Annotated in this window: 9 protein-coding genes; all 9 read right to left on the minus strand. The window is 62.2% G+C overall.

Features of this window, described 5'->3' with window-relative positions; genetic code table 11:
- A partial coding sequence (locus tag HY696_07210) for a DEAD/DEAH box helicase family protein (GenBank protein MBI4238187.1) occupies positions 1-331 on the minus strand: 331 nt, incomplete at its 3' end.
- Positions 328-2,028 carry a site-specific DNA-methyltransferase gene (locus HY696_07215; GenBank protein ID MBI4238188.1) on the minus strand — a complete coding sequence of 567 codons (1,701 nt, stop codon included), beginning with the start codon at positions 2,026-2,028 and terminating at the stop codon, positions 328-330. The genes HY696_07215 and HY696_07210, both read right to left, overlap by 4 nt.
- A 2-nt stretch (positions 2,029-2,030) precedes the next feature.
- The gene (locus HY696_07220; GenBank protein ID MBI4238189.1) at positions 2,031-2,723 is read right to left on the minus strand and encodes a hypothetical protein; all 693 of its coding nucleotides are present in this window, start codon (positions 2,721-2,723) and stop codon (positions 2,031-2,033) included.
- Entirely contained in the window at positions 2,720-3,229 is a 510-nt protein-coding gene (locus HY696_07225) for a TIR domain-containing protein (protein ID MBI4238190.1), read from the minus strand. Before HY696_07225 ends, HY696_07220 begins: the two co-directional genes overlap by 4 nt.
- Position 3,230: 1 nt before the next feature.
- Positions 3,231-3,635 (minus strand): TIR domain-containing protein, encoded by a 405-nt coding sequence (locus HY696_07230; protein ID MBI4238191.1) that lies wholly within the window; start codon positions 3,633-3,635, stop codon positions 3,231-3,233.
- Between the two features lie 25 nt (positions 3,636-3,660).
- The gene (locus HY696_07235) at positions 3,661-6,516 is read right to left on the minus strand and encodes a DEAD/DEAH box helicase family protein (GenBank protein ID MBI4238192.1); all 2,856 of its coding nucleotides are present in this window, start codon (positions 6,514-6,516) and stop codon (positions 3,661-3,663) included.
- On the minus strand, positions 6,513-8,024 hold the full coding sequence (rmuC, locus tag HY696_07240) for a DNA recombination protein RmuC (protein ID MBI4238193.1): 1,512 nt from the start codon (positions 8,022-8,024) through the stop codon (positions 6,513-6,515). The genes HY696_07235 and rmuC overlap by 4 nt, the downstream gene beginning before the upstream one ends.
- On the minus strand, positions 8,021-9,517 hold the full coding sequence (locus HY696_07245) for a putative DNA binding domain-containing protein (GenBank protein ID MBI4238194.1): 1,497 nt from the start codon (positions 9,515-9,517) through the stop codon (positions 8,021-8,023). The genes rmuC and HY696_07245 overlap by 4 nt, the downstream gene beginning before the upstream one ends.
- Positions 9,514-12,951: a DUF3883 domain-containing protein gene (locus HY696_07250; GenBank protein ID MBI4238195.1), complete on the minus strand. Its 3,438-nt coding sequence runs from the start codon at positions 12,949-12,951 to the stop codon at positions 9,514-9,516. The genes HY696_07245 and HY696_07250 overlap by 4 nt, the downstream gene beginning before the upstream one ends.
- Positions 12,952-13,066 lie beyond the last annotated feature (115 nt).

Consider the following 13,066-nt stretch of genomic DNA (forward strand, 5'->3'; position numbering starts at 1 on the left):
AGTCCGCGATCAGCTTGTTGTAGATGGTCAGGTTCGGGGCGAGGACGAAGAAGTGGCGAATGCCCTCGGCCTTGTGGAGGTAGGAGATGAACGCGCCCATGAGCCGCGTCTTGCCCACGCCAGTCGCCAGGGCGAAGCAGAGGGAAGGGAAGTCCCGCTCGAAATCCGTGACCGTCGAGAATTCCGACTGAATGGCCTTGATGGCCTGGGCGACGTCCGCGCCCTTTTCCAGCGGGATGATGTCGCAGATGCGCGCGAGGATCTCCAGCGAGGTCCGCTGCGGGGGGCGGAGGCTCAAGCGGTTGGCGATGGTGTTGACGGCCGGGTTCATTCGTTGCCCTCCTTGCCCGTCATGTCGAATAGCGTGGCCTGTCCCCGGCGCTCGGCCCTGGTGCGCGGCTTTTTGCCCGAGGGCGGGGCAACGAGTTCCGACTCTTCTTCGGCGGGTTTCATGGGAAGGCTCTTGATCTCCAGGCTGTAGTCGTCCTTGCCCCATTCGCAACTGGAGAGGACGGCCTTCGGGATTTTCTTCACCGTCAGGTTCGGGAACGCGTCGAGGTTCTTCACGCGGAACGCTCCGCACATGACGAGGAGACTCCGGCCCTCGCCCACCTCGTCGGAGAGCTTCTGGACCTGCTCGCGGGTGAGCGTCTGCGTTGTGACGTAGATGAAGTCCTTCTCGGTCGAACGGCCGTGTTGCCAGTAGACCGTGTCGCTGGGAGAGTAGGCGAAGCCCTCCAGTTTGCAGATGGCCTCCGTCAGCATGGCCGCGTTGTACTTCCGGTTGATGACCCAGTTCCCGAACTGGTCCTTTTGGAGGAGCGACGGGGCCATGCGGTAGTAGCGGAAGCCCCCGCCGCCTTTCCAACCTTCAGCCTCGGTGATGCCGCCCGGGTCTTTTCCTTCGATCACCTGCTTCAGGCGCGGGATGATATGGGTGTGGCAGTGCTCGCCCAGCTCAACCATGATCCAGCGGCGGCCCATTTTGTGAGCGACCGCGCCGGTCGTGCCAGAACCGGCGAAGGAGTCGAGGACCCAATCGCCGGGGCTGGTGGCAATGTCCAGGACTCGTTTGAGCAGACGCTCGGGCTTTGGCGTATCAAAGGCATCGACCTTGCCGAACAGCTCGTGGATTTCCTTCTTCGCCTCGTCGGTGTGACCGCACTCGTCGTGGGGCCACCAAGTCCAAGGAACCATTCCCTCAACTTCGGTCAAGTAGCGAATCACATTGGGCTGGCCGTCGCCATTCTTGCCGAACCAGATACGACCTTCTGCGAGCAGCGCTTTATAGTTGTCCTCGGTTGTGCTCCAACAACGCCCTTCGGGCGGCCGATGAATAACGCCGCTTGGCGTTGTGATCGGGTACATCTGATTTGGCCGCCAGCCCTGCGCGGTCATTGGGATGCCGCGCCATCGGCCCTTGGGATCGTTATTGGGATTCTTGTAGACCGCCGCGCTTTTCTCGTCGATTGGGATGCGGTTCCGAGTCTTCTTGAAGGTTTCCGCGTCGAGCGCATACGCAAGAACGTATTCGTGTACGTCACCGATAGCTTCACGGTTTTCGCGGGAGTATCGCTTCTGCCAAACGTTTGACGCGATAAAACAAGGGCGTCCGAATACTTCATCCATCAAAACACGTAGGTACGGCATCTCGGCATCGTCAATACTGATCCAGATGGAGCCATCCCCTGCCAGCAGCCGCCGCAAGATTTCCAGGCGATCCCTCATCAACGACAGCCAAAGCGAGTGCTCGACGCCGTCATCATAATGTGTGAAAGCCGATCCCGTGTTGTACGGCGGGTCGATGTAGATGCACTTGATCTTCCCCGCGAATTCCCACTCCAGCGCCTTCAAGGCGAGCAGGTTGTCCCCGAAGATGAGGCGGTTGTCGAAGACGTCTTTGTCGCCCACCCGGAACGGGGCGTGGCAGGACTTCGCCGGGTCCTCGATGAGGATGCGCGGCTCCAGCCTCGGCTGGTTCTCCTTGCCGATCCACGTCAGCTCGAGTTTGGTCTTGTGATTCGCCATACCTATCCTTTAGTCAACGCCTCCGTACTGGCTTCATCGGAGCGCGCCCTTACTCCGTCGCTGCCCTGCGCAATGCGTTTAATAACTCCTGCGTAGTCGACCAACTGCTTGTTGACGCGCTTGAGGTCCTTTACCAACTCGCTGTACTTCGGGAAACCCTGCTGGATTTCCTGGGGTGATTTCCCAAGGTTCTTCTTGAGTTCCTCGTCGTACCAGTGGCGAAACCTCGCCTGCCATTGGGTCAGATGAGGACGGAGCCCCTCGTTCAGCGCGTCAACGAGCAACCGCACCAACTCCTGGGTGTCCTTGCTGGATCGCACTTTCTCGGCGGGAATCGCTTTGGCAAGCGTCCGCATTTCCTGGAACAGTGCATACCAGGAATCGTACACCTCGGCGATGACGTCGTGTTCTTCATCGAAAGGAAGAGCGGCCTTCCGCGTCACGAGATCGACCCACGCCTTGTGGGCAACTTGGATATCCTCGTAGCTTGGGCGAATCTTTACGTTCCCGATGCCCCCCAACTGAATCTCCGCTTCCACGACCGCCCAGGGCGGCAGTTTCCGGCGTCGGTAATAGTGCCACACGCCCCAGAGGACGGCGATCAGGATGATGAGGACGAGGAAGAGCGGCCCCGCTTCAATGGCAAGGGTGTACTTGTCCGTGATCCTGATCGTGATGAGGTCCTTCCAGTTCATGACAAATTCCGCCCCATCTTCTCCCGCTCGTTCCGAATCTTTCCCGTGTCCTGGCTCTTCTGGATCGCGAGTTCCATAGCGGCCTTCAATGCCTGGGGGTCGGTAGCCCAACTGCCAAGCCAGTGCGCATAGTCGCTCTGAATGTTGTCGTGCAGTCGACTGGGGACGACGATCTTGCCCTGATCACCCCTTGTGGCAGTCGGCAGGGCGATGCCCAGAAGAGCATGCTCGTGGTGAAGCGTCGAGTGAATCTCCCAGTCGACGTATTTGCGTTTCCACGTCGCCGCCCCGCACAGGGCAATCGTGATCGAGCTCCCGACAATATGCTCCTCACGAATGGCGCGATTGATATACTCGGGATCGTCGCTTCGAATCCTCCCGTCCAGCGAGTTGTCGTGAAAGATCTCATAGTGGTCCGCGAACATCCGCGTGAACTCGTCAAACCATCGTTGGTCTCCACGATGGTGGTAGCTGATAAAAACCTTCCGTGTGGTTCCGTAGTTCATTTCACGCTCCCTCGTTGGCCATCCACCGCCGAATCGTGTCGATGTTCCACTGGGCAGCCGAGATCTTGAACTTGGGAAGGAACGCCGGGTCGCGCGCATAAGATGCGTTCTTGAACTTCATAGCCGCGACCTGCTTGTCGAGGTTCCAGGCGGTCGTCATCTCCCACTCCAGCCAACCATCAGGGTCCTTCCACGAGTCGTCCGATACCAAGAGAATTGCCATGCTCGCCCGGTTTATCATGTCGGTGAGTTTGGACTGGATATAGGGAACGCTGAGGGACTTAACCGGGTCCTTGAGAGACTCGTCGTAGGCCATCGCACCGACGTACTCGTTGCCGATGACCGCCCGGAACTGGTTGACCTCCCAAATATCCTCGTGGAGGAAGCTCAAAAACACTCGTTTCATGGCGCTTCTCCTTGTCCGAACTTTCTCATGCCAGCCTCCACCGAAACGTGAACACCGGCTTCACCGTGTGACGCTGGCGCAGTTGTCCCTCGATCCGCTTGATGAGTTCATCGCGCTGGGCGTCGATGGCGTCCTGCGCGTCGAAAAGCTCCCGGCGCTTCCGGTTCCGCTCGCCCTCCAGCGACTTGAGCCCCTTCTGGGCCTCCAGCTTGTCCTTGAGCGCGGCGGCCATCACGGAGGTCTTACGGAATTCCCGTATCTGCCGGTCGAGCTCCTTGATCTCGCGTTCGAGTCCCTGCTTGAGATCGTCGGACCAGCCGTCAAGTTTGAGGACCTCCTCGTCGAAGAACTTTCCGTTGCGTTCCTCCACCTGCTTGAGCCGGGACTTCATCTCGGCCTCGCGGATGGCGAAAAGGTCGGGCGCGACGTCCTTGGCTGGGCCTTCCTGAACCGCTGGTAGGAGCATCAGCTTTCTGCAGGTTTCATCATCGAGGGCGCGGCCGTCGTCCGCGCGGGCGGCGAAGATCAGGAACTCCTCGATGTCGAGGGACTCGACCGTGAGCTTGGAAAGCTCCAGCCAGCCGGAGGTTCCCACGTAGGGTTTGAGGATGCTTACCACCTGGCCGTGGCCCGCGTAGTCCAAGCGCAGCGCTTCCGTGGGTAGCTCGCGGGCCATCGCCTGCTGGAGGACGTGGGAGGCGAGGGGGTGGTCCTGCCGGTAGAAGGTATCGCCGTTCTTCTCGGCCTCTTTCCAGTCGAAGTGATACCACCCTTGCCGCGCGTGCGACCCCGTGTACTGGAAGCGCGGCCGCGCGGGCTCGAACCGGGCGTGGCCGTCAAGCTCCGTTCGCGTCAGTTCCAGGAGCCAGCGTTCCCGTTCGCCCAGGCTTTCGAGCGTCCGGTCGCGGTGGACGCGCAGACGCGCGCTCACGTCCTCGTCGAAGTTCTCCAGCAAGGTCTGCCGGGTCTGGGCCATGCGCGCCTGAATCTGCTCGTCCAGTTCGGTCTGGAGTCGGTCGAAGGCAGTCTTGATCTCGTCCGTGTTCCGGCAGGTCTGGTAGACCTGGGCGATGCGGCGCTCGATGTCCACGCCGGACTCCAGCGCGCCCAGGACCTCGTCGCTCGACCCGAAGACGCCGTCGAAAAGCCGGAACTTCTCGCTCAGGATCTCGAAGACTCGCTGGTCCGCCTCGTTGCGCCGGTTGAGGAAGTTGACGACCACCACGTCGTGCTTCTGACCGTAGCGGTGACAGCGGCCGATCCGCTGCTCGATGCGCTGGGGATTCCAGGGCAGGTCGTAGTTCACCACGAGCGAGGCGAACTGGAGGTTCACGCCTTCGGCGGCCGCCTCCGTGGCAATGAGGACCGTAGCGTGGTCGCGGAAATGATCGACAATGGCGGCCTTCATGTCCACGGCGCGGGAGCCGGTCAGGCCGTCCTTCTTCTCCTGGCGCGCCTTCCAGGTCTCGTAGATCGCCTTCGACTGCGGGTCGTTGTTCGATCCGTTCATCATCACAAGCTTGCCCTCGTACCCGTTGCGCGAGAGCAGGTCGAAAAGGTACTGCTGGGTCCGGCGCGATTCGGTGAAGAGAACGGCCTTGCGCTGCGCTCCAAGCTCCCCGGCCTTGTCGAAGGCAATCTTCAACGCGGGGATCAGGGCCTCGCCTTTCGCGTTCACCGTGATGCGCTTGGCGCGCTCCACGAACCGCCGCAGGTCGGCGATCTCGGTCTTGAGTCGTTCCGGGTCGATGCGCGGAGGCTCCTCGACGGGTTTCTCCTCCTCGGATTCCTCCGCTTCTTTCTCTTCTTCCAGCTCGTCTTGGAGTTCATCGACGCCTTCGAGGTCCTCGTCGTCGAGCAGGTTCTCGGGGTTGGAGGAAATAGCCTCCAGCCGCATGGCCAGCCTGTCCAGCGTGGCGGCGATGGCGAACGTGGAAGAGGCGAGGAGTTTCCGCAGGACCAGCGTGATCAGCGTGCGCTGACCCGCGGGCAGGGCGATGAGCTGATCGCGCTGCAGGTAATCGGAGATGGCCTCGTAAAGTTCGTGCTCCGCGTCGCTCGGCAGGAAGTCCTGGGTGATCGGGATGCGCCGCGTGAACGGGATGTACTCCACGACCTGTTTGCGTAGGGTACGGGCGCAGATGGGCTGCAGGCGGGCGCGCAGATCGGCGTTCCGCCCGCGTTCGTCCGCCGCCCGGACGAACCGATCTCGGAAAGAGGTCGCGTCCCCGAAAAGATGATCGTCGATGACGCTGGCCAGGCCGTAGAGCTCCATGAGCGAGTTCTGAAGCGGCGTGGCCGTCAGGAGGAGCTTGGGCGAACTCCCCACGGCGTCCGCGATTCTGCGGGCCAACCTGCTCGCTTTTTTGTAGACGTTCCGCAGCCGGTGCGCCTCATCGATGACGACGAGGTCCCAGGGGACGCGGTGAATCTCGTTCGCCTTCGCGGACGCGAAGTGGTAGGAGCAAATCACGAGTTTTTCTGGGGAATCGAACGGGTTGGAGATACCTTCCTCCGCCAGCGCATTGAACGCCCGTGAGTCGAGAACCCGCGTGGGCAAGTAGAATTTGCTCTCCAACTCCTGCTGCCACTGCTTTCGGAGCGTCGCGGGCACGATGACGAGGATGCGGCGCTTGCGCTCGGCCCATCGCTGGGAGATCACGATCCCGGCCTCGATGGTCTTTCCCAAGCCGACCTCGTCGGCCAGGATGACGCCGCGCGTGAGCGGCGAGCGGATGGCGAAGAGCGCCGCGTCCACCTGATGCGGATTGAGATCGACCCGCGACCCGGCAATGGAACGGGAGAGCGCCTCGATGCTCCCCGTCGCGCCGCGCAGGGTGAGCGCATGGGCCCAGTATTGACTGTGGTAAGGAGTCGTCATGCGTCCGGCGTCTCTCTTTTACCCGCGCCATCTCCACCGCCATCATCAATAGGTAGAGGAGCATCCTCAGAGCCGATCAGTTGCGTCCCTTGGCGATCACTCAAATCCCCGGAATGCTCCGGTGCCGTCAGCGCGCGCGGGGTCGTTTCGATGGGCTGGACCGATGGTAGCTCGGCACCAGGGGCAGCGCCTAGATCCTTGAATCGCCGCGCGGCGGGCAGGACGCGTGCCTCCATCGATCCCACGGCGCTGTTGTAGGACGCATTGGCTTTCTCAAGCCCCTTGCCGATCTCGCCGATGTACTCGGCAAGGGTTCTCATGCGTTCGTAGAGTTGCTTTCCGAGTTCGCTGATCTCCTGGGCGTTTTTGGCGACCTGCTCCTGCCGCCAGCCATAAGCGACAGCACGAAGCAGGGCGATCAGGGTCGTCGGAGTCGCCAGCACCACGCGTTGTTCCAGGCCGTCCTCGATGAGGCTGTGATCCGCGTCCACCGCCGCGCCGAAAAACGATTCGCCGGGAATGAACATGACGACGAATTCGGGGGCCTGGGTGAACTGCGCCCAGTACTGCTTGTTGGCAAGGGCGTTCATGTGGCTACGGACCTGCGCCGCGTGCCGCATCATGGCGTCTTTGCGCGCTTCTTCAGAATCCGCCGCGACCGCGTCGAGGTAAGCCTCCAGGGAGACCTTGGCATCCACGACGATTTCGCGCGCGGCGGGCAAGCGGACGACGAGATCAGGACGCTGCCTGCCTTCCTCGGTGTTGGCGGTGACCTGTTCGGCGAAATCGCAGTGCTCGGACATTCCCGCCAATTCCACAACGCGGCGCAACGTCATCTCTCCCCAACGGCCCCGCACCTGTGGCTTTCGCAGTGCCGTGACCAGGTTCGCGGTTTCCTTCTGCAGTTGCTGCTGGCTTGCGGAGAGGCCCTTCAGGTGCTCCGTCAGCCCCGAATACGCCTCATTCCGGTTCTTCTCAATCGCGCGGACGTGCTCCTCGAACTTCGTGATGGACTCCGCCAGGGGCTTGACCAGGCCCTGGATGGCCTCCTGGCGCTGGCCGAGGTCGCCTTTCGCGTCCATGAGGACTTTGTCGAGGGTCTCCTTAGCCAGTTTCAGGAACGCCGTCGTGTTGTTGTTGAGGGTGTCCCCAGCGAGTGCCTTGAAGGTATCCGTCAGCTTGGCCTTCGCGTCCTCCAGAAGTTTCTTCTCTTCCTCAAGCCGTTGAACGGTCTCCGCCAGCCGGGTTTCGGCCTTCACCCTCGCGCCGTTCTCGCTGGACAACTGGTCCCTGATCTTCGTGAAATCCTCGGAGGCCCTCTGGTTCTGCGCGCGCAGTTCGGCGACGGTCGCTTCCAATCCAGAGGCCCGGCCCTCGGCCGTGTTTGCCTGCCGTGCGAGGTCCTCGATCCTGGCGGACAGTGATTTTGCAACGCGTGCGGACGCGAGCAGCCAAGCCACAAGGCCACCGACCACCAGACCACCCAATGCACAGAGGAAATAGGTCATTTCACGTCCTCCCCACCGGGTTTCTTCAGCGTCTTCTCTCCGGCCGGGGTCATGCGGTACTTTTGCAGGCGGCTGTTGGGTTTGTCCGGCAACGTGTACTCGATGTGCCCGCGCCCAATAAGCGCGCGAATCACCTTGTTGAGCTGCCCCGAAACCTCCTTCTGTCCAAGGCGGGTGGAAATCTCGGCCTTGCTCAACGCTTCCTGCTCAAGCGACGCGAGCACCCGCAGGGCCAACGACTCTGGCTGCGACTCTGGCCGTGACTCTGGCTGCGACTCTGGCCGGGCCGCGTTACCAGCGACCATCTCCGCGTTGAACGTCACGGCCACGAAGCCCTGCCGCTCCTTGAACTTGGGCGGCTTAATACCGTGACGTTTGCACGCGGCAATCACCCGGTTTGTGCCCCGGCCCCAAACCTCCACCGCGCCGGTACGATGAAAGGCTCCGGCGATCAACGGGTTGACCGGCTTCGAGTCGTGTTTGCCCGAAAGCTGCTTCACCGTGATGCCGGTGGGAAGACGACCGTAACTGATGATCTCGATCCGGTCGTCGAAGACGGCAATGGCGACGTAGCCGGAGCCGTGGGAATAGTCGCGGTGCATGACGGCATTCAGCAGAATCTCCCGAAGAGCGTCCATCGGAATCGGGAAGCGATCCTCCCGAAAGATCTTGCCCTTTGGGAAGCGCGCGCCGAGCGGCATCGTCCGTTCGAGAAAAGCCATGCCTTCCCGCACCATAGCGAAGGCGTGCATATGATCCTGCCGGTTGTCCACGATTTCGCCGGTGACCTCGGTGCCCCGGAAACGGCCCATCTTGAGCAGGCACTGGGTGTAGTAGGGGAGGAATCTCGTGCCGTACAGCACCTGCGCCGCCTGTGTCAGGACGCCGTCAATGCGCAGGCCGAGCCGGTCGAGAATCTCGCCGATGTCGCGGCTCGTTTCCGGTGAAATCCGATTCTGCTGAATGGCAAGATCGCGCGTCCGCAAGATCTCCTTGCTGTCCAGATCTTTCAACGCCAGGCCTTCGGCGGGAAGGTTCTCCCATCGACGCTTGGCGTGACCACGCTCGACGAGCAGACGCTCGTACTTCGCCTGCGGCATTCGGCGCGTCGTGCTGCCGACGCGCTCGTAAGGATGGCCCTCATAGGTAAAGGGCCTGCCATCTCTGCCGCCCTCGGCCGTGACGACTACAATCTCGCGGCCCTCTTTGCCCTTGATGCGTTCGATGGAAACATGGGCGGGAGGCTCGAAGCGGTCGGCGGCCTGCGCGATATCGCGGAGGGTTTTGTCGGAAACGTCCTGCCCCTCGGCGGTCCCCTCGGGCCGGACGCCGAAAAGCACGGTGCCTCCGGTCCCATTCAGAAAGGCGCAGAGCGTCCGCATGCCTTCTTTCAGTTCGCCCGTCGAGCGTTTGAACTCCAGCGTTGCTCCTTCACCCCGCTTCACAAGGGCGGCGACCTGCCCGATGGTTGTGGGAATCGATGTGGTCGTCATGGACGTTCGCCTCCATACGGAGGCGAATTCTCGCGCACCTGCATCGGCTGGGTCATGGCGTTCACCGCCAGGTAGTAGTGCGCGACCTTCGTGACCTCGTGCCATTCCAGCCGGGCCGGGTCCTTGACCGGCTCCTGGAGAATGGGCTTGGCGTTGCAGTTGGTGACGATGTAGAGGAAATAGCAGTCCCGCCGATCCTCGGCCACGCGCCGCTCGTTGGGCGTGAGCAGGATCGTTCCGGTTTCCGCGCCCAGGCCCTTGACCTCGATGAGGCGCAGCTCGCCGGAGTTGAGGTCGAGGCTCGTGATGTCGTAGCCGAGGTTTTTCTCGTGGACGTCGTAGACCTGCCGCCCCTGGGCTTGCTCGTGCTCCATGACGATCCGCATGGCCGTGGCTTCGGTTTCCAGGTTCTGCCGAAGATGCTTCAGCTCGGGGGCCTCGCGCTCGGGATGGGGAAGAACGATGACGCTGGCGATCCGCTCGACTGTCTGCAGGGAAAGCGACCGCTGGCGTTCGAGCTCCTGCCTGCGCCGCTCGCGCCGGGCCAGAAGTTCGGCGTGACGGTTCTCCGCCTGAGCTAAGCGGCCGTCGGCTCCGGCCACGCCCTTTTCCTTGTCCTCGTTCGCCTTGCCGATCTCCTCGTCCGCGCGCTGAAGAAGCTCGGTCAGGGAAAGTTCCACATGCTCCGTAATGCGCTCAACTTCGGCCAGGCGCTCCTTCCGGGTCTCCTCCAGAAACGGCTGCAAGGCCTGTTCATGAAGCGCGGCAGTCGCCTCGGGGGCCGATGCCACTTCAGGGAGGCGTTCGGGTAGTTTCGCCGGGGCGAAGTTGCCCAGCATGCTCGGCTCCCGCAGGTTCGTGGCACCGTCTGCCGCAAGCTCGACGGCGAACAGCCGCTCATGGACCACAGCCCCAAGCCCGTCCACGACGCGGGCGCGGTAGAAATCCATCCGGGCGGGTTTCTCGTGCTGGAGCGAGTAAAAACAAGCGCCCTTGGAGAACGGCTCCCGCGCCGAGTGGAACGTGTGCCGCCGAACGGCCTCGAAGAGCGGATGGCCAGGGGTCACCCATTCCAGGTTGTTCTTCTCGGCGGTGTCCCGGTCGGCGGAACATCGCGGGTACTTGTTGGCGAGCGCTGGGAGCTTCCAGTCCGGCTCCCGCTCGTAATTCCGTAGCACCGGTGGCGTGCGCGCGGGCTCGAAGGCGTGCGGCAAGACGGTCACGGGCTTCATCTTGAACGGGACGTACTCGGCTGCGTCGCGGATGAACCGGGCGATGGTCTCCGGCACCACGCGCCGCTCCTGCGCCCGCGCCCGACGCTCAACCAGCATTTCCAGGTTGAGCTTCTTGGAGGCCAGCCCTTCCAGGGCGTTCTGGCAGATGGCCCGGAACTGGCCCTCGTCCACGTCTTTCAGCAAGCGATCCTCGAGGTCGGCGTCGCCCAGCTTCCCGGCGTAGTACTCGCGCAGGATGCGCTCCACGTGCGCCGATGGAAGAACCTCGCCCACCACGTTGAAGACCGCATCGTCGTCAAGGGCGTCTCGGATTTCCTGCAGCTTCTCCAAGAGCCGCTGAAGTACCCGGCCCTCGATGGTGTTCGTGGCCACGAAGTTGAAGATCAGACAGTCTTTGCGCTGGCCGTACCGGTGGATGCGCCCCATGCGCTGTTCGAGTCGGTTCGGGTTCCAGGGGATGTCGTAGTTGAAGAGGATATTGCAGCACTGGAGGTTGATCCCCTCGCCCGCCGCCTCGGTAGCGGCAAGGACCTGGATCGCCCCGTCGCGGAACTGCTGTTCCGAATAGAGACGCGTGCCGGGGTCGTTGCGCGAGCCCGGCCTCATGCCACCGTGAATGCAGCCGACTTCGAAGCCCCAGGATTTCAGCTTCCCCATCAGATAGTCGAGCGTGTCCTTGAACTCGGTGAAGATGAGAAGGCGTTTTTCCCGATGGTCGAAGAACCCTTCCTTCTGGAGAAGGTCCCGGAGCTTGGAGAGCTTGGCTTCGGTATTCGAATCCTCGACGGCCTGGGCTTGCACGGCGAGCTCGCGGAGTTCAGAAATCTCTTCCCGGACCTGTTCGGTATTTCCGGCCAGCGTGATCGCCTCGAGCATCTGCTCCAGCCGCTCGCGCTCGTCCTCCTCCATTTCCTCGATTTCCTCGGGATCGGGCAGATCGGGCGGGGCAAGGCGAACCAGTTCCTGCGCGCGTTTCAGTCCTTCTTCCAGTCTGCGCGCACGATTCTCCAGACTGTGCCGCATGGCGTAGGTGCTGGAGGCGAGCCTTCTCTGGTAGAGGGACATCAGGAAGCCGACCGCACGGGCACGGGGATCGTCCCCTTGGGCGGCCGCCTTCGCGCTTTGTCGTTTCACGAAACGGGTGATCTCTTTGTAAAGCTCGAACTCCGGGCCGTCCATCTGGAAGTCCACCGTGTGCGGAATGCGCTTGGTGAAAATCTTCTCCGCCACCCAGGTGCCGTCCGGCCGCCGTTCGGGGAAGTAGACCATCGCCTCCTTGGTGCGGCGCAGGTAGAACGGCGCTCGGCGACGGTTCATGGCCTCATGGATGGACTTCACATCCGCGTAGGCGTCCACATCGAGAAGCTGCAAGAACAAGCTGAAGTTCGTGGGATCGCCCTTGTGCGGCGTGGCCGTGAGCAACAGCAGATGGTCGGCCGTGTCCCGGAGGAGTTCTCCAAGCGCGTAGCGCGCCGTCTTGCGGGCGGGCGGGGTCCAGGACATCCGGTGGGCCTCGTCCACGATGATCAGGTCCCACTGGACCTGCTTCAGACCCGGCAGGATCTCGGTGCGTTTGGCCAGATCGAGCGACGTGATGATCTTCTTCTGTTCGATCCACTGGTTGACGCCGAACTGGTCGCGGATGTCGCTGCCTTTGAGGACGAGAAACTTTTCGTCGAACTTCTCCTTGAGTTCCCGTTGCCACTGGAAGGCAAGGTTCGCCGGGCAGACCACGAGGACGCGTTCCGCCAGACCGCGCAATTGAAGCTCGCGGATAAGCAGGCCCGCCATGATCGTCTTCCCGGCCCCGGCATCGTCGGCCAGCAGAAACCGCACGCGCGCGAGCTTCAGGAGGTAGTCGTAGACCGCTTCGAGCTGGTGCGGCAGGGGATCGACGCGCGAGATCGAGAGGCCGAAATACGGATCGAATTCCCAGGCTAGCCCAAGCGAGTAGGCCTGGAGACCCAACCAGAGAAGGCGCCCATCGCCGTCGTAGGTGAAACCGGCATCGAGAACGGTCAGGCCTTCCAGATCGCGGGCGGTCAACGAGACCTTGCGGAATCGCTCGGACTGGGTGCCGACGAGCCCCACGATCCATGCGCCGTTCCCGCTGGTCTGTACCGTTTCCACGCGCATCGGCTCGTTGAAGAGCGGACCGGAGACGATAGCGCCGACGCGAAACGGTGAGTCGTTCTGCACCGGCCAATGGTTACTATGAATGACAAGCGTGCGGCAAGTCTAGAGCGAGAAGACGCGGAGAGCCGGGCCGTTGTACAGAAATGCGGAGCCAGTCGATCAGTTTCACCGGCGTTGG

This window comes from Deltaproteobacteria bacterium (genome assembly GCA_016210045.1).
GTDB lineage: Bacteria > UBA10199 > UBA10199.